General features: G+C 44.2%; 21 protein-coding genes. 10 read left to right on the top strand and 11 right to left on the bottom strand.

All coding sequences use genetic code 11. The annotated features are described in order from the left end of the window. Positions 1-2: 2 nt before the first annotated feature. The 4 genes from J699_RS05205 to J699_RS05220 all read left to right on the top strand — a co-directional run bounded on the left by J699_RS05205 (position 3) and on the right by J699_RS05220 (position 5,747). Positions 3-1,616 (top strand): acyl-CoA carboxylase subunit beta, encoded by a 1,614-nt coding sequence (locus J699_RS05205; RefSeq protein ID WP_032870165.1) that lies wholly within the window; start codon positions 3-5, stop codon positions 1,614-1,616. 107 nt (positions 1,617-1,723) lie between these two features. Then, complete coding sequence (locus J699_RS05210; protein WP_032870164.1) at positions 1,724-2,884, top strand: acyl-CoA dehydrogenase family protein; 1,161 nt, start codon at positions 1,724-1,726, stop codon at positions 2,882-2,884. A gap of 10 nt (positions 2,885-2,894) precedes the next feature. Continuing rightward, positions 2,895-3,725 (top strand): enoyl-CoA hydratase/isomerase family protein, encoded by an 831-nt coding sequence (locus tag J699_RS05215; RefSeq protein ID WP_032870163.1) that lies wholly within the window; start codon positions 2,895-2,897, stop codon positions 3,723-3,725. Between the two features lie 63 nt (positions 3,726-3,788). Continuing rightward, entirely contained in the window at positions 3,789-5,747 is a 1,959-nt protein-coding gene (locus J699_RS05220) for an acetyl/propionyl/methylcrotonyl-CoA carboxylase subunit alpha (RefSeq protein ID WP_032870162.1), read from the top strand. 53 nt (positions 5,748-5,800) lie between these two features. Here the strand turns inward: J699_RS05220 and J699_RS05225 are convergent, their stop codons facing one another. The 9 genes from J699_RS05225 to J699_RS05265 form a co-directional block, all read right to left on the bottom strand. Continuing rightward, a complete protein-coding gene (locus J699_RS05225) occupies positions 5,801-6,730 on the bottom strand; it encodes a lipase secretion chaperone (protein WP_032870161.1) in 930 nt (309 codons plus the stop codon). Positions 6,731-6,742: 12 nt separating this feature from the next. Beyond that, positions 6,743-8,086, bottom strand: coding sequence for a sphingomyelin phosphodiesterase (locus tag J699_RS05230; protein ID WP_032870160.1), 1,344 nt, complete (start codon positions 8,084-8,086; stop codon positions 6,743-6,745). A gap of 353 nt (positions 8,087-8,439) precedes the next feature. Beyond that, complete coding sequence (locus J699_RS05235; protein ID WP_004775657.1) at positions 8,440-8,859, bottom strand: roadblock/LC7 domain-containing protein; 420 nt, start codon at positions 8,857-8,859, stop codon at positions 8,440-8,442. Positions 8,860-8,882: 23 nt separating this feature from the next. Beyond that, the gene (locus J699_RS05240) at positions 8,883-9,425 is read right to left on the bottom strand and encodes a GTP-binding protein (RefSeq protein WP_005289290.1); all 543 of its coding nucleotides are present in this window, start codon (positions 9,423-9,425) and stop codon (positions 8,883-8,885) included. A gap of 8 nt (positions 9,426-9,433) precedes the next feature. Further along, positions 9,434-10,402, bottom strand: coding sequence for a hypothetical protein (locus J699_RS05245; protein ID WP_032870158.1), 969 nt, complete (start codon positions 10,400-10,402; stop codon positions 9,434-9,436). Between the two features lie 162 nt (positions 10,403-10,564). Continuing rightward, entirely contained in the window at positions 10,565-10,924 is a 360-nt protein-coding gene (locus tag J699_RS05250; RefSeq protein WP_004775651.1) for a hypothetical protein, read from the bottom strand. Between the two features lie 386 nt (positions 10,925-11,310). Continuing rightward, a complete protein-coding gene (locus tag J699_RS05255; RefSeq protein ID WP_032870156.1) occupies positions 11,311-11,973 on the bottom strand; it encodes a hypothetical protein in 663 nt (220 codons plus the stop codon). A gap of 15 nt (positions 11,974-11,988) precedes the next feature. Next, positions 11,989-12,414: a ClpXP protease specificity-enhancing factor gene (locus J699_RS05260; protein ID WP_005226757.1), complete on the bottom strand. Its 426-nt coding sequence runs from the start codon at positions 12,412-12,414 to the stop codon at positions 11,989-11,991. A gap of 14 nt (positions 12,415-12,428) precedes the next feature. Next, positions 12,429-13,088, bottom strand: a complete 660-nt coding sequence (locus tag J699_RS05265) for a glutathione S-transferase N-terminal domain-containing protein (protein ID WP_004775645.1) — start codon at positions 13,086-13,088, stop codon at positions 12,429-12,431. A 126-nt stretch (positions 13,089-13,214) separates the two neighbouring features. Here J699_RS05265 and J699_RS05270 point away from each other — a divergent pair, with 126 nt between their 5' ends. Continuing rightward, positions 13,215-13,613 carry a hypothetical protein gene (locus J699_RS05270; RefSeq protein ID WP_032870154.1) on the top strand — a complete coding sequence of 133 codons (399 nt, stop codon included), beginning with the start codon at positions 13,215-13,217 and terminating at the stop codon, positions 13,611-13,613. A gap of 62 nt (positions 13,614-13,675) precedes the next feature. Here the strand turns inward: J699_RS05270 and rpsI are convergent, their stop codons facing one another. Both rpsI and rplM read right to left on the bottom strand, forming a co-directional pair. Beyond that, positions 13,676-14,062, bottom strand: a complete 387-nt coding sequence (gene rpsI / locus J699_RS05275; protein ID WP_004775642.1) for a 30S ribosomal protein S9 — start codon at positions 14,060-14,062, stop codon at positions 13,676-13,678. Between the two features lie 12 nt (positions 14,063-14,074). Next, the gene (rplM, locus tag J699_RS05280; protein WP_005226762.1) at positions 14,075-14,503 is read right to left on the bottom strand and encodes a 50S ribosomal protein L13; all 429 of its coding nucleotides are present in this window, start codon (positions 14,501-14,503) and stop codon (positions 14,075-14,077) included. Between the two features lie 268 nt (positions 14,504-14,771). Here rplM and J699_RS05285 point away from each other — a divergent pair, with 268 nt between their 5' ends. The 5 genes from J699_RS05285 (at position 14,772) to J699_RS05305 (ending at position 18,733) form a co-directional block, all read left to right on the top strand. Then, the gene (locus J699_RS05285) at positions 14,772-15,413 is read left to right on the top strand and encodes a hypothetical protein (protein ID WP_032882908.1); all 642 of its coding nucleotides are present in this window, start codon (positions 14,772-14,774) and stop codon (positions 15,411-15,413) included. A 65-nt stretch (positions 15,414-15,478) separates the two neighbouring features. After that, the gene (locus J699_RS05290) at positions 15,479-15,832 is read left to right on the top strand and encodes a hypothetical protein (RefSeq protein WP_032870152.1); all 354 of its coding nucleotides are present in this window, start codon (positions 15,479-15,481) and stop codon (positions 15,830-15,832) included. Between the two features lie 222 nt (positions 15,833-16,054). Continuing rightward, a complete protein-coding gene (gene pdxA / locus J699_RS05295) occupies positions 16,055-17,041 on the top strand; it encodes a 4-hydroxythreonine-4-phosphate dehydrogenase PdxA (RefSeq protein WP_032870151.1) in 987 nt (328 codons plus the stop codon). A 40-nt stretch (positions 17,042-17,081) separates the two neighbouring features. Further along, complete coding sequence (rsmA, locus tag J699_RS05300; protein ID WP_004775636.1) at positions 17,082-17,894, top strand: 16S rRNA (adenine(1518)-N(6)/adenine(1519)-N(6))-dimethyltransferase RsmA; 813 nt, start codon at positions 17,082-17,084, stop codon at positions 17,892-17,894. Then, positions 17,894-18,733, top strand: coding sequence for a symmetrical bis(5'-nucleosyl)-tetraphosphatase (locus J699_RS05305; protein WP_032870148.1), 840 nt, complete (start codon positions 17,894-17,896; stop codon positions 18,731-18,733). The genes rsmA and J699_RS05305 overlap by 1 nt, the downstream gene beginning before the upstream one ends. Positions 18,734-18,840: the final 107 nt, after the last annotated feature.

Here is an 18,840-nt window from a genome sequence, read left to right as displayed (position 1 = left end):
GTATGACGATTCTCCAATCTGAAATTGTAGTGGGTAGTGAACAATACCAACAAAATCGGGAGGCGTTATTAACCCAGTTAGCTGAAGTTCGTGCTGTACAGCAAAAAAGTATTGATAAGTCTTATGCGGCAAAACCCAAGTTTGATAAGAAAGGCAAAATCTTGCCACATGAGCGTATTCGTTTACTATTAGATGCGGATTCACCTTTTGTCGAGCTATGTGGTCTGGTTGGCTACAACATGCATGATGATAAAGATGGTTCCGAAGCAGGCGGTGGTGTGATTGCCGGGATTGGTTTTGTCAGTGGGGTCCGTGCGCTGGTGTCTGCCAGTAACAGCGCAATCAAAGGCGGTACCATGTCACCCATGGGCGTGCATAAAACCCTACGGCTGCAAAAGATTGCCCTGGAACAAAAATTGCCGATGGTGACCTTGACCGAAAGTGGTGGTGCAAACCTGAATTATGCCGCGGAAGTATTTACTTATGGTGGAATGACCTTTGCCAATCAGGCACGTTTATCTGCGGCAGGGATTCCACAAGTGGCGGTGGTGCATGGCAATGCAACTGCGGGTGGTGCTTATCAGCCGGGTTTGTCTGACTATGTGATTGCGGTTCGCAAACAAACAGAAATGCTGTTGGCTGGCCCACCACTGTTATTGGCGGCAACAGGGGAAGTGGCGACTGCGGAAGAACTGGGTGGGGCAGAAATGCATACCCAAGTGTCGGGTGTCGCAGAATATCTGGCTGAAAACGATGCAGACGGTATTCGTTTGGCGCGTGAGATTTTCGAGCACCTGAACTGGAAAGAACAGACTGCGCAATCCACTCAGAATTATAAAGAACCGCGTTATGCTGCTGAAGAGCTGTTAGGGATTATTCCGCAAGATCCAAAGCAACCCTTTGATATGAAAGAGATCATTGCACGGATCATTGATGATTCAGACTTTCTGGAATTCAAGCAGGAATATGATGCCTTAACCGTGTGTGGTTGGGCCAAAGTGGGCGGACTACATATCGGCATTATTACCAATAATGGTCCGATTACCCCGCAAGGGGCGGCTAAAGCAGCTCAGTTTATTCATCTGTGTGAGCAGACCCAACGCCCACTTTTATTCCTGCATAACACCACCGGTTTTATGGTCGGAACCGATGCCGAGCAGAACGGCATTATTAAGCATGGTTCCAAGCTGATTCAGGCGGTGGCTAATGCAACCGTACCCAAGATTTCGATTGTGGTAGCAGGCTCTTATGGCGCGGGTAACTATGCCATGTGTGGCCGTAGTTTATCGCCGCAATTTATCTTTGCATGGCCAAACTCACATGTGGCGGTGATGGGTGCAGCGCAAGCAGGCAAAGTCTTACGGATTGTGGCTGAGGGCAAACAGAAAGCTTCAGGAATGGAACCGAATCCGCAGATGCTGGATTTTCTGGAACAAAGTACAGCAATGAAACTGGAACAGCAGTCGACGGCGTTATTCAATACGGCCATGCTGCATGACGATGGCATCATTGATCCAAGAGACACCCGTAAAGTCCTGATCTTTTTATTACAAACCATTTTTGAAGCACAACAACGTGAATTAAATCCAACACGATTTGGTGTATCGAGATTTTAGTTTTAACCCCCTCATCCTAGCCTTCTCCCAAAGGGAGAAGGGATTCCCTCTCCCCAGATGGGAGAGGGTTAGGGAGAGGGAGAAACAATTTTTAAGGAACAAAAACAATGAAATTTACCGCAGAACATGATGCTTTACGCCGTACCACACGTCAGTTTGTTGAAAATGAGCTGAATCCGTTTATTCCGGAATGGGAAGAAGCGGGGCGTTTTCCGATTCATGATGTCTTTAAGAAAATGGGGGATTTGGGCTTATTGGGAATTTGCAAGCCAGAGGAAAATGGTGGCTTAGGTCTTGATTATTCTTATAACCTTGTAGTAGCAGAAGAATTAGGTCGTGCTGCGTGTGGTGGTGTACCCCTAGCGATTGGCGTGCAAACCGATATGGCCACACCTGCACTGGCACGTTTTGGCAGCAAAGAGCTGCGCGACGAGTTTTTGAATCCTGCCATTCGCGGTGAATATGTGGCGTCGATTGCGGTATCTGAAGTACATGCAGGTTCTGACGTGGCAGCGATCAAAACCACAGCCAAAAAAGATGGCGATGATTATGTGATTAATGGCAGCAAGATGTGGATCACCAACTCATTACAAGCTGATTTCTTCTGTTTACTTGCTAATACCTCTGACGACAAGCCACACGTCAATAAATCCATGATCATTGTCCCAGCCAAGACTCCCGGAATTAGCTTTTCAGAACCCTTGAATAAATTGGGGATGCGTTCAACCACGACTGCACAAGTCTACTTCGATAATGTGCGTGTACCGCAACGCAACTTGGTTGGGGTTGAAGGCATGGGCTTCATGATGCAAATGATGCAGTTTCAGGAAGAGCGCATGTGGGCCTGTATCAATGCAGTAGGTGGGATGGAAAAAGTCATTCAGCAAACCATTGATTACACTAGAGAACGAACCACGTTTGGTCAGCCTTTAATTCATAATCAGTACGTTCATTTCCGTTTTGCTGAATTGATGACCGAAGTTGCAGCACTGAAAGCTTTAACGCTTCAGGCCTGTGAGCAACATGTTGCGGGTGAGGATGTGACTTTGATGGCGTCAATGGCGAAGCTGAAAGCGGGACGATTAAGCCGTGAAGTAGCGGATAGCTGCCTGCAATATTGGGGCGGGAATGGTTTTATGTGGGATAATCCGGCATCACAATTATTCCGTGATGGGCGCTTAGGTTCGATTGGCGGTGGTGCAGACGAGATCATGCTCGGAATTATCTGCAAGCTCACTGACATTCTGCCGAAGAAACAGAAAAACTAGGAGTTGGCGTATGACACTTTCAACTTCTGTTGCAGGCTTAGAGATAGATGACAGCATTCAGCTGGAACAGCAAGGCAGTATTTTAACCGTATGGCTGAATCGTCCTGAGAGTCGTAATGCCATGAGTTTGAAGATGGTTACCGCCATTCAGCAGGTATTTAGCCAGATTGCCGATGATGTCTCGATTCGTGCGGTTATTTTTCGCGGTCAAGGCGGGCATTTTTGTGCCGGAGGCGATATCAAGGATATGGCAGGGCTGCGTGTTGAAGTTGCCAATAGTGGTAGCTTACAAGCTTATGTCGATTTTAATCGCCGTTTCGGTGCCATGATTGAGCAAGTGGATCAGGCTGCTCAAACTGTTGTTGCTGTGCTGGAAGGTGCAGTACTGGGTGGCGGCTTCGGCTTAGCCTGTGTGTCAGATATTGCCATCAGCCGTGATACCGCTCAGTTTGGTTTGCCAGAAACAGGCTTGGGGATTTTGCCCGCGCAGATTGCGCCTTTTGTAGTGAAACGGATTGGACTAACTCAAGCCCGCCGTTTGGCATTATTAGGTTTACGCTTTGATGGCAAGACCGCGCTGGATTTAGGTGTTGTTCATCAGGTGGTATCGAATGAAACGGAACTGGAACAGCAGCTTGAACAGACCATTCAACAGATTAAACGTGCTGCGCCTCTGGCTTCCCGTGCGACCAAGGTTTTATTACACCGAACCCTGAATGAACCTTTAGATCAGCTTCTGGATGAGGCAGCACAACAGTTTGCAGATGCAGTTGCGGGTGCCGAAGGACAGGAAGGCACCATGGCCTTTATCCAAAAGCGTAATCCGAGTTGGTTTGACTAGAAATCGTCCTCAACTGCTGTTTGAACAGCAGCAACGAGGGGATTGAATCGTAGAGATGAAACAATGAGTTTTTCAAAAGTCTTAGTGGCAAACCGTGGTGAAATTGCTGTACGGGTGATGCAAACTGCCAAAGCAATGGGTTATCAAACGGTTGCGGTCTATTCAGATGCCGATGCCAATGCCCGTCATGTGCAGGTAGCGGATGAAGCGGTTTATATCGGCGCATCCAAAGTTTCCGAATCTTATTTATCGATTGCCCAGATTATTGCCGCCTGCCAAAAAACCGGGGCAGATGCGGTACATCCGGGCTATGGGTTTTTGTCTGAAAATACTGATTTTGCCCAAGCCTGTCTTGAGCATGGCATCACTTTTATTGGGCCAACTGCGGCTGCGATCGAGCTGATGGGCAGCAAGCGTCTTTCAAAAATAGCCATGATTCAGGCTGGCGTGCCGTGTATACCGGGCTATGAAGGCGATCAGCAGGATATTGATTATCTGGCTGAGCAGGCTGAGTCTATAGGTTATCCCTTGATGGTTAAGGCTTCGGCAGGTGGGGGTGGACGAGGCATGCGTCTGGTCCAGCAGGCTGCTGATATCGTAGAAGCCTTAAAAACAGCGCGGTCGGAGGCAGAAAATGCCTTTGGTTCAGGTGAACTGATCTTAGAGAAAGCGGTGATTGCACCAAGGCACGTCGAAATACAGGTCTTTGGTGATATGCATGGCAATTATGTGTACTTGTTTGAACGGGACTGTTCGATTCAACGCCGTCATCAAAAGGTAGTGGAAGAGGCCCCTTGTCCGGTGATGACACCTGAACTTCGTCAGCAAATGGGGGAGGCGGCAGTGGCCGCAGCCAAGGCCTGTGATTATGTTGGAGCAGGTACGGTCGAGTTTCTACTTGATCAATCGGGTGAATTCTATTTCTTGGAAATGAACACGCGTTTACAGGTCGAGCATCCGGTGACGGAAATGATTACCGGACTGGATCTGGTGGAATGGCAATTGCGTGTGGCGAATGGCGAAACTCTGCCTTTACAGCAACATGAGTTGAGCTTAAACGGGCATGCCATAGAAGTTCGTTTATATGCCGAAGATCCACGTCAAGATTTCCTGCCACAAACCGGGAAGGTACTGCGTTGGCAACCCGCAGGTAGCGATGGGATGATGCCGAATGTGCGTATTGACCACGGCATGTTAGAGCAGGGTGAAATCAGTCCTTTCTATGATCCGATGGTGGCCAAAGTGATTGCTTACGGGAAGACCCGGCAGGATGCCATCCGGTTACTTGCCCGTGCCGTTGATGATTGTGTATTACTGGGGGTGAATAGTAATAAACAATTCCTGAGCAATTTATTACGTCATCCGATTATTGTGGCTGGAGACACCAATACTGCTTTTATCCAGCAACATTTTCAGGATGATGTGAGTCTGCATCAACAAAGCCTGACGCTCGAAACCTTAGCTGTGGCAGCAGCACTGTTTAGCCAGCAAAACCGGCAGCAAGTGGCTTGGCAAACGGGGGTTGCTATGCCATTTCCATTGAAACTGAAATATGCCGATCAGCAGATATTGCTGCATGTGCAACATGATCAGCAGCAGCTCAAAGTCGAGTTATGTGATCAACAGGCAATCCTCCAGATTGTAAGGATCAATAGGGAGGAAATTATTTATAGCTGTGACGGTGTTCGCCGTAAGCTGGCCTATGTGTTTGATCAAGATCAATTATATCTGGACGCAGGCAATGGTAATGTCATGATTGAAAATATTACCTATGCCGTACCTGAAGCAGCAGAAGTGGTGGGTGATGGCAAAATCCGTGCGCCAATGGATGGGGCGATTGTGAATCTGCTGGTTAATGTGGGGGATCAGGTGGTGAAAGGGCAAACCTTATTGATACTTGAAGCCATGAAAATTCAGCAACAGATCAAATCGGATGTCGATGGGGTGGTCGAGGGATTGATTGGTCAGGTCGGCCAACAGGTGAAAAAACGTCAGCAACTATTAAATATTGCTTTGCTTTGATTTTACCGGTTGATTGAACCCTTGCGACCCGCCATCGCCTGGGTTCAACCGGTTTAAGGAAACATTTTCAAGCGTAAACTCTCTAAACGGCTTTGATACTGCTGTTGCCATTCGGCTTCTGAAAGTTGTGCTTTCAGCGGTTGCATTTCTTGTTGTAACTGCTGCAAGGCCTGCTGATATTGATTGACTTGCTGCTGTTGTTGAGCCTCCTGTTGTTCTCTTTGCTGAACCTGTTGGCGTTGCTGCTCGGTCAAATATTGCTGCTGTAATTGCTGCTTTAAACGTGCAGTTTCCGCCGGGTTGTGTGAGCCTTGCTCAAGCAGATTCAAGGCCTGTTGATATTGTCCGATCTTGCTTTCCTGCTGAGTTGCATCTGGATACTGTTTTTGCAATTGTTCAAAGGCTTTTAAACGTTGTTCAGCACTCAGATTCTGTTTCTGTGCCAGATCATGATAGGCAAAATGATAATTTGCATACTGTCTTTCTTGCCCAAAGCCCAGCATGGCTTCGGCTTGCCCTAAGGTCTGCTCCCTGAGTTTCCACAATGCATCAAAGCGTTCTTTTGGCGATAAAGATGTTGATAAGACTGTATTTTGCATCTGCTTTTCATATTGCGGAATCCGTTTCAACAGATTCGCAACTAAAGCTGCAAATTTCTGGTCGGGATAATTGGCCAAAGCTTTTGCGAGCGCTGCATTACAGTCAGAGACAGGGCAACTGGCTTTAAACTCGTTTAGAAATTCAGTGATATTGCCGGGGTGCTGCTGTAAATTCTTGAGTTGTTTTAAGAGCGAGTCCTGAAAAACTTCATCCTTGCTTTTGTTTGGCATGCTGTCATCGCTCATCTGTGCTGATGAATCTTGAGATGAGGCTGTGGATTTGGTGTGCTGGACTGCAGCGGAAGAGGCGGTGCTCTTCCAGACTACAATCGCAACCAAGACCACGACAACAATAAATATTGTCAGCAATAGTCTTTTATTCATACCGCATTCCGTTTATGGCGTGTAATTAAATTGACCCATTACCGGGAAATGATCGGAGAGATCCCAGGTCATGAACAGGGAGTCCGCCGTGCTGCGCAGAATACGCACATCATTACGCGACTGTGTTGGCTGACGATGGTTATTGGAAGCCACAATATAGTCCAGATATTCAACATTTGAACCGCCAGAACCTGCCGCTCCTGCCAGCTTATTCACACGTGGATCAAAGGTCGAAGCGGTATAACCTGTGCTTGGTGCTGCGGTTGCATTCAGGTTGGTCAGCATGTCTTGGTAATCTTGCGGCCATAACAGTTTATTGACATTAAAATCTCCGCCCATCAGCACGGCATCAAAACTTGGAATATTTTGTTGATTGACCAATTGGCGAATCTGTTTGAACTGGGTCTGGCGTAATGCGCGTGCGGCATCAGTATCGAAAGATGCAGTATGGGTTGATGTCACATGATAGGCCTTACCATTCTTAATGATTTCAGCATACAGTACACCTTTATCAGCAAAGCAGTCGGTGCCAGTACAGTCTGGATAAATCAATTGTGCTGTTTTCACGATCGGATAGCGGCTGATAATCACCAGACCACTGTCAAATAGGTTATAGCCCGAACCGACAGGAATATGGGTTTGATACGGATATTGTTGTGCCAGTTGATTCAACATGTCTGTGCGTGAAGAGGCAAAGGCTTCCTGCATCATAATCACATCGTAGCCGTTTAAATGATTGGGCAATTCAGCCAGACGTTCGCTAATTTTACTTGCCACCATAGGCAGGGCATAAATATTATACGTCAGGACTTTAAGTTCATCGGCACTGGCTGAAACCGGTTCTGGAACGGTGTTTTGATGAATGGTGTAGTGGAAGTCATCATAACCGCCGGTATATTCGGCTTTTACCGCAGCCTGAGCGGATAACCCTGCATAAGTGGTATCAATCCGATGAACATTACGATCTGAATACCAAGGCGATGTTGCCGTCGCGGTTTGAATGCCATGCTGTATGTTGCTGCCAGACCAGGTGCCAGTCATGGTCTGCTTTAAAGTCACTTGTGAGTTGCCGCTGCTGACGACAGTATCAAAGTTATAGGTTTTACCGGATTTGATCCCGGTATAACGGTTGATCCTTAAAATGCGTTTGGTTTCATAAGGGGCAATTTGTGTGGCTTCCTGTGCCCATTCATTGCCTTGCTGTAAGGCCGCTCCCGTCTGATTGACTTGTACCGATACCGTTTGCGGTGTGGTATTGGTTACAAAAACATAGGAATCAGCCATCGCCTGCTGACTCGAAAAACCACTAATCAATAACGCAACCCCTGCGCCGAGTTTTAAGCTTTTCAGCTTCATTTTTCTCTCCATCGTGCTCATTATGTTGGAACAAAAACGAGATATGTTATTAAAATTATTCATTTATGAAAAATTTATGATCGTTATTTGTTCGAAAATTATAATAATGAAAAAATATTGCTAAATCATTTAAATTAATGACCATTCATCTGATGTTTTGAAAACTCTATCTTATTTATAGTTATGAATATTTAGAGAAAACTAAACGGGGTCCAAAATCTTTCTAAGATCGCAAAAACTATACAAGTGTTCATAAACGAAAATAAACATGCGAATACAATTTCTATGATGTATAAAATGAAAAAAATCTGACAAGGATGGCACCCTGTCAGATTAGTTATTTTATGAGGTGTTTAGGCTTGATCTGCTTCGGAAATCGCCGTACTGGCCTGCTTTAGGCTATAAAGAAGCTGGCCTAATAATACGTCCTTGTTACTTAAGGTCACCATAACCATCGGATGATGCTGGGCCGGGATAGAGGTCAGAATCGCCTTACCATTTTCAGCGTCTAGTGTAATACTTTGGCATCCGGTTAACTGGATTTCATTCAGAAAAGCCGTGACCATGGCCAGAATTGAACTACTGACAGCAGCCAGCTTGGTACTGTTATACGGGTTTTTCTTGTAAATTGCCGCGAGTTCAAACCCGTCTGTTGAGCAGAGCATAATATAATCCACCCCTCGAATATTCATCAGAATATCATTGGCTTGAGCCTTGGCAAACTGGATCAGCTCTTTGGGTGCGGTACGTTGCTGACTGGGAATACTGAACATAATTCTTCTCTTTTATAAAGTAATTAATTTGTTGCTTTTAAATTGACTTCTAATGCTGCAATAAGAGATTCAATCATGAGCAAGATATGCTCTTGTTTACGCGCATCGATAAAAAACAGAGGATAGTGATAGTCATTCTGAATCAACCAGTCCCGATAGATCTTAGTTGGCTGTTCTTTGTTTTCATCGACGTGGGTAATGCCAATTGAAATATTCTGGGTGTAATCTTTAAAGGTTTCCAGATAGGCTTCAAGTTCTTCAATCGGCACTTTGCTGTTATGGTCAACCAGTAAAATAACGCCCAAGGCACCTTGGCAGATCACCGGCCATATAAAATCAAAACGTGATTGACCCGGTGTACCGTATAAGCCGATCTTTACCCCGTCATCCAGCGTAATTTCGCCATAATCAATCCCTACCGTGGTTTGCATCTTGTTATGGGCCTGACTGTCTGTGTTTAATGCCTCAGTCGCAAGCACAGGAATTTCTGAAAGCGATTTAATCGCTTCGGTTTTTCCTGCGCCCATGCTTCCTGCAAAGACAATTTTATATTGTTGGAGAATCATAGTATTCCTTAAAGCCCAAAGCGGCGTCTGATTTTGCCGAAAAATTTATTTAAAAAACCTTTTTGTTCAATCGTTTGTTGTTCAGCTTCTGTTTTTAGGTAATGACTTTCTGAAGCAGGAATAATGCCGCCATTATTCGAAATCATGCAGGCCGCAATAAACTGTTGAACCGTTTGAATGGGAAGTTTTAGCTGTGTGGCGACCTGATAAAGTTGCGCGCCTTGTATAAAGCAGGCTGAAAGTAGTAGGGTGGTTTTACGACCTTCATTTTGAGCAGGCTGCGGCCAGTATTCGATTTTATAATATTCATTTTCGTTGGGTGCCAGACGTTGGAATTCGATCGAGTGCCAAAACAGATTCCAGACCCAGTCCTGTAAGTTATATTCCACTTTACGGGAAACTTTAGTGAAATTGGAGGTGGTTGCAAATTCGTATTTAAAGCTGTGATTGGTTTTGCTATGAATGCGTGTCGGCTCCAGCCAGGCAATTTGACTACGGGTATCGATGATGGCCAAGGTGCCGTGATCATCAAAAAGATGCAGTCTGGCATTCTCGGGATTGAGCATATCCGTCAAATATTTTTCATTAATGGCATTGTGGCTGGAAACGCGTTCGGTTTTGGGTTGCTGGGATTGTTGATGAGAGAGATAGCTCAGTAGACGAAACTGAATCCAGTTTTTTAATGCCTCGCTATGCTGAAACGGTAAATACAGGGTATTGTGTTGTTCGATATGATCTGAGCCTTCTCCTTTCGCAACTTTTAAGCAGGGTAGTTGTTTTTGTTTTAAAATGCGTTGAATGCCTTCGGACTCGAAGAAATTTTCATTGATTAATAGTAAGTCGATGTTGGGATCGGCAATATTGATCCAGTTTATGCCAAACTCGTGTGGTATGGTTTTTCTAAGTTCTATTTTTAATTCATCTGAAACTTTTAAACTTATACCTGAAATTGCGATATTAATGCAATGTCCATTCATAGTATCACTTTAATGTTTTTAAAATATTGGACTGCAAAAAATAGCCATTATACTAAAGGCTAATAATAGGAAACTTGTATTATTTCTATTTTATGATAATGAATAAATAAAATGGAAATATATACAAGAAACCTAATGTATTAAATATTTTTAAATTAAGAATTAAGCAAAATCTAACTCTTTTTCGAAGGTTTTAAGTTCGTGACGCGCCATGGCAAGATTTGATTTGGTACGGTCTAAAACAAGATAAAGGAACAAATTGCCATTGCTTTCTAATGGACGGATCAAGTGATATGCTTTACCTAAGGTGATCAGGATATCTTCAATATCATCGTTAAGTTTCAATGAGTTGGCTACGCGGCGTTTGGCGCGGATAACTTCGGTATTACCAGCAGCTGCCAATTCTAAATCCAGTGAACCCCCACCTTGTGTTGCTAGCGCCAAACCGCTTTCTGTATCTACTAATGCTGCTGCAACGAACCCATCAATATTTGTTAAGCTTTCTAATGAAATTTTAGCCATGATTTTATCTCTACTGATACATCTTTGTTTATGAATTTATATATACACTACTTTTGTTTTTGATTAGTTTTCAAAAGTAGATAAATTTATTATAGGAAACTCTTTTATTAAATCAATCATGCTTTAGATTAATTGAAATTTAAGGAGTGCTAATAATTGACATTTTTTGTCAGATTAACAAATAAAAATATTAATTAAGATGAATAATTAATTGTTAGTGTGATTTTATTCACATTAATAATTAAGATAAATATGTAATTAGGATTGTAAATAAATGTAAATTTATTAATTAGAAAGTTTGAATTATTATTTTAATAATGATTAATTTTTTATTAAGAGGATGATAAAGAAAGAATTTAATTCTTTCTTTATCGACATGTCTCAAATCAGCCAGAGATTAACTGGCAATATGAACAATACAAAAATATAAGAATGACCAATGCTACTAAAGGAGAAACAAGATAGGCCCAGCCAGGTACCACTGGCGGGACAATATCAGCAGCTTCATGCGGCTCATGAGCCTCAGGTTTGGCCTGATTTACCATCTGGTTAAACTCCTGCATGGTGGCTTCAAGAGAAACCTCTTCTTGAACAACCGGTTTGGAGCCCAGTAACTCTGTCAAATGGTTGGTTGACCAGACCCAGTCTTCCGCTTGGCCGGATAGATGTTCAATTTGACCCATTAATAGTTCAGTCAGTCCGGTTTGTCCGAAGCTGCCGGTCTGGTCAAGTTGTTTTAACTCCGCCAGTTGTAAAGCCAGTACTTCTGAAACACTATTTTCGAGTTCAGCCGCTTTAAGCTCAGACTGATTATGCGGGGAGGTGGTCAGGTGACGAGCAATCTCTTGGATATAAAGCGGATCAGCGGTTTGAACTTCCTGATAAAGTTTCTGGGGATTCTGTTTCCATAGGCTGATTAATTGTCCAAGAGTTAAAATATTGACTTCATCAATATAAGACTGTTTTTCTTTTGGAGAATATTGGCTAAAAAGCTGCGGTTTTTGAATTTTAATCTGTTCAGCAAAATACTGAACCAAGTCAAATGCCATTGTGTCTCTCCTTGCTTAATCTAAAATTCTGAGTGAAGGTTTCTTTTTCGTAGGTTCTGCTTCTTGCTTGGTTTGTTCTGTTTCTGGTGCAGCAGTTTCTTCCATATCTTCATATTCAGAAGGATCAAAGAATAGGCCTTGTCCATTTTCTCTGGCGTAAATTCCAAGTACGGCACGGATAGGCACATAAATTTCTTTGGCAACACCGCCAAAACGGGCGGAGAAAGTGATCGCATCATTACTCATATGCAGTTGATGCACTGCATGCGGCGCGAGGTTCAAAACAATTTGCCCATCTTTTACAAATTGTAGCGGAACATCAGTGTGCGGTTGGGTTGCATCCACTAACAAATAAGGCGTCAGCTGGTTATCGCAAATCCATTCATAAATGGCACGAGCAAGGTATGGGCGTGTAGGCGTAAAAGTTATTTGCTCAGACATAATTGAAAAACTTATTAAATCGTAGAAATCAATTCATTGTAGCTGTTTTTTTCTTGAGCTGTCATTGATTTAATGAAAGATGGGCGGCTAAAGATACGATGACAATACAAGAAAATCGGTCGGCAATGCTGTGCCGGTAATTCGATTCCCATACTTTTAAGGCGCAAGAAGATTGGAGCTAGCATGCAGTCCAGAATCGAGAAGGTTTCTGACATGAAAAATGGAAAATGCTGAAACAGGGGCGTCAGTGAGATCAAGGTATCCCTGAGTTCTTTTTGTGCCTTTTGTTTTTGTTTCAGGTCCAGGCTATCGGCATGTCTGAGCATATGATCTGCCAGTTTGAACCAGTCCTGTTCAAAGCGCCAGATATATTGTCGCTGTTCAGCTCTGGCCATCGGTGCATCGGCATAGAGTTTATTCTGGCGATAACGGTCATCCAGATATTCGGCAATCACGTTGGCTGAAAATAATTTCAGATTTTGTTCAATCAACATCGGAAGCTGATTGTAGGGATTGAGGTCTGCCAAGTCCTCATCTTCATGGTCAGTGATAATGAGCTGATATTTGATTTGTTTTTCAGCAAGTAAAAAACGAATCCAGTGTGAGCGGAAATCATCTGCATGACTATAAAGCGTGATGCCTTGCACAGGGCTTGGGGGATTTTCTAAAGACATAAATCCAAAAAATTCTGATTGACTGTTTAGAATACTAAAATTAACGTTGGAAAGCACTTAAACATTAATAATATGAGCCTTACAGAATAGATTTATTATTCAATAAGTTCAATGAGAGAAAATAGAATGAAACGAGATTATCTGATTGTATTGTGTGGTGTGTTGTTACTGGGTGGTTGTGCGGGGTCACCTCATGGTTCGGAACAGCACAATGTATCTTCAATCGAGGGTGGGGTGGCAGCTGATGCCGTGGTTGCTGCTGGGGCCGATGATGATAGTGGGCAACAATATGGTGGCATTAAAAAGCAGTATGTGGTCAAAGGCTGTCAGGTGACCATTTTTAATGATGGACCGATCCAGATGGTACATGAAAAAACCGGGCAGCCGTGTAATGCACCGATTCCGAAAGATCATCAATTTTCCAAAAGCACTCGAAGCTATCAGCAAAATGGCTGTACCGTCACCGAATTTGCTGCTGCCGATGGCATGGGCGATACCGTCATGGATTGTTCTAAAAAGAAGTAATAAATCATAGGCAATAAAAAACCTCGGAAAATCCGAGGTTTTTTGTCCAATTCGTAAAACGATTAACGTTTAGAGAATTGAGGACGTTTACGTGCTTTACGTAAACCAAGTTTCTTACGTTCAACTTCACGAGCATCACGAGTAACGAAACCAGCTTGACGAAGAGCAGGTTTTAAGTTTTCGTCAGCAGCGATCAATGCACGAGTAATACCGTGACGGATAGCGCCTGCTTGACCACCAATACCACCACCTTTAACAGTGATGTAAAGGTCAAATTTTTCAGTAACTTCTAAAAGTTCTAAAGGCTGACGTACAACCATACGAGCAGTTTCACGACCGAAATATTGCTCTAAAGTACGATTGTTGATTACGAGTTTGCCTGTACCAGCTGACAAGAAAACACGTGCAGTTGCGGTCTTACGGCGACCTGTACCATAATTAGTAGCCATGTGCTGTATCCCTTAGATGTCCAAAACTTGTGGCTGTTGAGCAGTATGAGGATGCTCGCTACCAGCGTACACTTTCATTTTTTTGATCATTGCATAACCAAGAGGACCTTTTGGTAACATACCTTTAACCGCTTTTTCTAAAACAGCTTCAGGTTTGTGAGCAATTAACTTCTCGAAGTTAGTCTCACGGATACCACCAGGGAAACCAGTATGGCGATAGTATTTCTTATCAAGTGATTTGTTACCAGTCACTTGAACTTGTTCAGCATTGATCACAACGATGTAATCGCCAGTGTCAACGTGAGGAGTATAAGAAGTTTTGTGCTTACCGCGTAAACGACGAGCGATTTCAGTCGCAAGGCGACCTAAAGTTTTGCCAGAAGCATCAACAACATACCAATCGTGTTGAACTTCAGCTGGCTTAGCGCTGAGAGTTTTCATTTAAACCACTACCTATTATAGTTGGTTTGGACGGTGGAATCTGTCCAAACAAAAGGAGACCGAATTCTACATGAGTTTATATCCATGCACAAGAAAAAAACGCTACCGAAGCCAGAAATTGCTGTAATGTGACTGAATTGGGAACTAATCGGCGGTGAGTTGCAGGGCCTGTTATTTCGCTTGAGACAGCACCGGGATTAACCTATTATTTTTTATGCCAATTATTTGAAATAAATAGAAGTATTTACCTCTTCTCTCGGGGAATTTGATGAAGTTGTCGTTTTCTACAAAAATGGTTGTAGTCACCTTGCTGGTGGGTGTTTGTGCGACCCAGACCCATGCACGACGACTGTATAAATGGGTCGATCAGACCAGTGTGACCAATTATTCTGAATTCCAGCCGAAAGAGGGCACTAGCCGTAAACTTGAAGTGCTGGAAAGTCGTGGCAACGATCATATTGATCCTGCAATGGCGGTTACCGCTGAAATGAAAGCCATCGAAATTCCGGTAGATCCGCTGAATCTGCAAGGGACATCAAGTACTACGTTGGCAACTCCCGCACCTCAGTTACCCGCACCGACCACCCAGACCATCGTAAAGCAAGGGGCTATGGTCGCTGCTTATCCCCGTCCAGCCAGTACAGTCGTGAACACCACAGCACTTGAGAAAAAAGAAGCTCCACTTCAGCAGGCGCTGCCAGCAGCAGAAAAAAAAGACAGTATCAACAACCCTTTTGCTGACAAGCCAGTAAGTACGGTTGCCGTGAGTGAAAAAAAAGAAGAAATGGCTTTGGCGCAGCCGGAGAAGAAAGCACAGCCCAAAGTGAATCCATGGACACGAAAGGTTGAATTTGTTCCTTCCAATCTTGTTCCACAGAACCTGTCTAAAGCTGTGCTAACTGAACGCTGATCCAGCAGCTTGATTGAACGGATAAAATAATGTTTTATGAGTATAAATCCAAATAAAAAAGACTCATGATGCTGCGCGTAAAACAATTTCTATTGGGCTGTCTGTTCGGCCTAATCACAACTTATTTCATTCTGATCACCGGGTTTGGAATCTATTACGGTTTTAGCGGGATGGTCGGCGTGGCCTTAGTCAGCATGTTTATGCATTTCACACCTTTTCCATATCTACTTTATTTGGCTGGTGGACTGATTTTTTTCTGCATTCCAGCGCAGCATTTTAGCCAGACCCATCGCCAACTGTGGAAATGGCTGGCTATTGCTATTGGGGTTGCTGGGGTCTTGATTTGCTTGTCAGAACTTGCGCATGTGCTCGGCTGGTTAAATGCCGAATTTCATTTGCCACGAAAACCGGAAGATTAAATACTTCAACACTCATATTCTGAATTTTATAAAGGCTGAGCTTAGCAAGGGTTTAGCCAAAGACCGTGTTGATTTTAACGAAGAGCCATTACTTTTTTGGCTATATGTACTGTAATAAAGGGCTATTGCTGTCCTTTCAATAGAATTTATAAAAAGGTGGGGCTATAGCTGCTTTTAGATTTTGGTTACACTAGCAGTAAATCAAAAAGACTGGCGCTAGATATGCTTCCTTTATATGTCACTTCAGGTGAACCCGCTGGAATTGGTCCAGATATCTGTCTGAGTCTGGCGGAACGGATTGATGAGCGGCCGCTGGTGGTATTGGCCGATATCGAAATGTTGCAGCAACGTGCCAATCTACTCGGTTTAAATGTTGAACTGATTGCTTATCAGGGACAAGCAGCATCGAGTTTGCAGGGGCAACTCTTTGTTGAACATGTGCCTTTGGCAAAACCGGTGAATTTAGGGCAATTAGATTCTGCCAATGCGGCTTATGTATTGGAGCAATTGCGCCGTTCGGCTGAGTATGCCATGTCCGGACAAAGTGTCGGTGTGGCCACGGCGCCTGTACAAAAGTCCATTATCAATGAGGCGGGTATGGCGTTTAGCGGACATACCGAGTTTTATCAGGAATTTGCTGGTGTTGATCGTGTGGTGATGATGCTGGCGACGAAAACGTTACGGGTGGCTTTGGCAACCACTCATTTACCGTTGCGAGATGTGCCTGCTGCCATTAGTCCAGAACGTTTACATCAGGTGCTTGATATCCTGATTCATGACTTAAAAACCAAATTTAAAATTTCTGCGCCGCGTATCTTGGTATGTGGTTTAAATCCGCATGCGGGCGAGGACGGCTATTTAGGTCGTGAAGAAATTGAGGTGATTAATCCTGTGCTGGAAAGCTATCGAGCGCGGGGCCTGAACATGAGCCTGAGTTTGCCAGCAGATACCTTGTTTACCCCGGAAAATCTCAAAGATGCAGATGCGGTTTTAGCGATGTATCACGATCAGGGCTTACCTGTGTTAAAATCACAGGGCTTTGGTGAAGCAGTAAATATTACATTAGGCTTGCCATTTATTCGAACCTCTGTCGATCATGGTACGGCACTCTCTCTTGCAGGCACTGGACAGGCAAAAGCATCGAGCTTGCATGTTGCAGTGGATTTAGCACTTGATTTGGCAAGAATCTCCCCCAGCCCCTCTTTATAAAAGAGGGGGGAATTAAGTTTCAAATATTGAGTATAAATATATGTATCAAATTAATGCCCTAAACCCTAAAGATGAAGGGCATCAGGCTCGAAAACGTTTTGGTCAAAACTTTTTACATGATCAACGTGTGATTGCCAAAATTGTACGCTCAGTGAATCCTCGTGCGGGCGAAAACATTGTTGAAATTGGCCCTGGTCTGGCAGCATTGACCTCACCGTTAATTGGTGAATGTGATGCGTTGACGGTGGTGGAGCTCGACCGTGATCTAGCAGCTGGCTTGCCAGGCCGTGTGCCACATCCTGAGCGTTTGACCATTGTTGAAGCAGATGCCTTGAAGTACGACTTTACCCAGCTGTTTCAGGAAGGCCGCCCACTACGTGTAGTAGGGAATTTACCTTATAACATTTCAACACCACTGTTGTTCCATCTCTTGGAGTTTGGCGACAAAGTTAAAGACATGCACTTCATGTTGCAAAAAGAAGTGGTGGACCGTATTACCGCAACACCCAATACCAAAGAGTATGGTCGTCTGTCGGTCATGATTCAGTATTACTGCAAGCCAACTTTCTTGTTTGAAGTACCGCCGGGATCATTTAACCCGCCACCAAAAGTCACCTCGGCAGTATTCCGTTTAGAGCCTTACGAAACCAAACCGATTGTGGCAAAAAATGAGAAAGCGTTAGCGCGTTTGGTGGGACATGTATTTACTCAACGCCGTAAAACCTTGCGTAATAGCTTAAAAGGCATGCTAGTGGAAGATGGCTTTGAAAAAGCTGGGGTTGATCCGATGGCGCGTCCAGAAACCTTAAGTCTGGCAGATTTCGTGGCGCTTTCCGATCAGATGGTGGCCTGATGTCTAAGCGCTATAATTATGTCATTGGTGATGTGCAAGGCTGTTTTGAAGCACTAAAAGCGTTGCTGAAAGAAATCCGCTTTGATCCGGACCAAGACTTTTTATGGTTCGCTGGCGATCTGGTGGCGCGTGGTGAAAACTCGGTCGGTGCCTTACGCTTTATTAAAAAGTTGGCTGACCGTGGGGCCGCTGCAACAGTATTGGGTAATCATGACCTGACCTTGATTGCCTGTGCGCGTGGCTTTAAAAAAGCCAAAGAAAAAGACCATACCCAGGAAGTGATTGACGCAATTGATGGCGATGAGCTGATTGACTGGCTACGTAAACAGCCTTTAAGTCTGTCTCCAAATCAACACACCTTGATTACTCACGCGGGCGTACCCTGTATCTGGAGCGCTGAAAAGACAGTTGCATTGGCGCACGAAGTGCAACAGGTTGTTGCGCATGAAGATCTCTCGGTGCTGGATGCTTTTCTAGCAGAAATGTATGGCTCACAGCCGGATCTGTGGTCAGATGAGCTGACAGGTATGGCGCGGTTGCGTTGTATCACCAATTATCTGACCCGTATGCGCTTAACCGATGCAGAAGGTCGTTTGGAATTCGAGTTTAAAGACGCCTTAGATGCGCCAATGCCCGCGGGTTTTCAACCCTGGTTTGAGTTTGAAAGTCAGGCCGCACACACCCATCAGCTGATTTTTGGACACTGGGCGGCATTACAGGGCAAGACCATTAGTCCTCAAATTCAAAATGTGGATGGTGGCTGTGTCTGGGGACAACAATTGGTGGCTTTACGTTTAGAAGATCAGCAGCTTTTTGCGGTAGATAACCCGCTTGCCTGATGGATGCAGTGCTATTTTTAGATGCCCATTTTTGCTTGGAAAATGGGCATTTTTTATTTTAAGACTGTCAAAAAACTGTCATACACTGATCATTAAAGTGTCAAAAA

It is taken from the genome of Acinetobacter sp. 1000160, from assembly GCF_000588715.1.
In the GTDB taxonomy this organism is placed as follows: domain Bacteria; phylum Pseudomonadota; class Gammaproteobacteria; order Pseudomonadales; family Moraxellaceae; genus Acinetobacter; species Acinetobacter courvalinii.
Note: the sequence above shows the minus strand (reverse complement) of the source record. Positions and strands in the feature narration are given on the sequence as shown.

Coding starts and splice junctions, on each gene's coding strand:
- J699_RS05270 (WP_032870154.1), top strand. CDS start 13,215: ATGAAACGAGATTATCTGATTGTATTGTGTGGTGTGTTGTTACTGGGT.
- J699_RS05240 (WP_005289290.1), bottom strand. CDS start 9,425: ATGATTCTCCAACAATATAAAATTGTCTTTGCAGGAAGCATGGGCGCA.
- J699_RS05230 (WP_032870160.1), bottom strand. CDS start 8,086: ATGAAGCTGAAAAGCTTAAAACTCGGCGCAGGGGTTGCGTTATTGATT.
- J699_RS05235 (WP_004775657.1), bottom strand. CDS start 8,859: ATGTTCAGTATTCCCAGTCAGCAACGTACCGCACCCAAAGAGCTGATC.
- rpsI (WP_004775642.1), bottom strand. CDS start 14,062: ATGGCTACTAATTATGGTACAGGTCGCCGTAAGACCGCAACTGCACGT.
- J699_RS05210 (WP_032870164.1), top strand. CDS start 1,724: ATGAAATTTACCGCAGAACATGATGCTTTACGCCGTACCACACGTCAG.
- pdxA (WP_032870151.1), top strand. CDS start 16,055: ATGCTTCCTTTATATGTCACTTCAGGTGAACCCGCTGGAATTGGTCCA.
- J699_RS05225 (WP_032870161.1), bottom strand. CDS start 6,730: ATGAATAAAAGACTATTGCTGACAATATTTATTGTTGTCGTGGTCTTG.
- J699_RS05285 (WP_032882908.1), top strand. CDS start 14,772: ATGAAGTTGTCGTTTTCTACAAAAATGGTTGTAGTCACCTTGCTGGTG.
- J699_RS05265 (WP_004775645.1), bottom strand. CDS start 13,088: ATGTCTTTAGAAAATCCCCCAAGCCCTGTGCAAGGCATCACGCTTTAT.
- J699_RS05205 (WP_032870165.1), top strand. CDS start 3: ATGACGATTCTCCAATCTGAAATTGTAGTGGGTAGTGAACAATACCAA.
- rplM (WP_005226762.1), bottom strand. CDS start 14,503: ATGAAAACTCTCAGCGCTAAGCCAGCTGAAGTTCAACACGATTGGTAT.
- J699_RS05220 (WP_032870162.1), top strand. CDS start 3,789: ATGAGTTTTTCAAAAGTCTTAGTGGCAAACCGTGGTGAAATTGCTGTA.
- J699_RS05215 (WP_032870163.1), top strand. CDS start 2,895: ATGACACTTTCAACTTCTGTTGCAGGCTTAGAGATAGATGACAGCATT.
- J699_RS05250 (WP_004775651.1), bottom strand. CDS start 10,924: ATGGCTAAAATTTCATTAGAAAGCTTAACAAATATTGATGGGTTCGTT.
- J699_RS05255 (WP_032870156.1), bottom strand. CDS start 11,973: ATGGCATTTGACTTGGTTCAGTATTTTGCTGAACAGATTAAAATTCAA.
- J699_RS05245 (WP_032870158.1), bottom strand. CDS start 10,402: ATGAATGGACATTGCATTAATATCGCAATTTCAGGTATAAGTTTAAAA.
- J699_RS05290 (WP_032870152.1), top strand. CDS start 15,479: ATGATGCTGCGCGTAAAACAATTTCTATTGGGCTGTCTGTTCGGCCTA.
- J699_RS05260 (WP_005226757.1), bottom strand. CDS start 12,414: ATGTCTGAGCAAATAACTTTTACGCCTACACGCCCATACCTTGCTCGT.
- rsmA (WP_004775636.1), top strand. CDS start 17,082: ATGTATCAAATTAATGCCCTAAACCCTAAAGATGAAGGGCATCAGGCT.
- J699_RS05305 (WP_032870148.1), top strand. CDS start 17,894: ATGTCTAAGCGCTATAATTATGTCATTGGTGATGTGCAAGGCTGTTTT.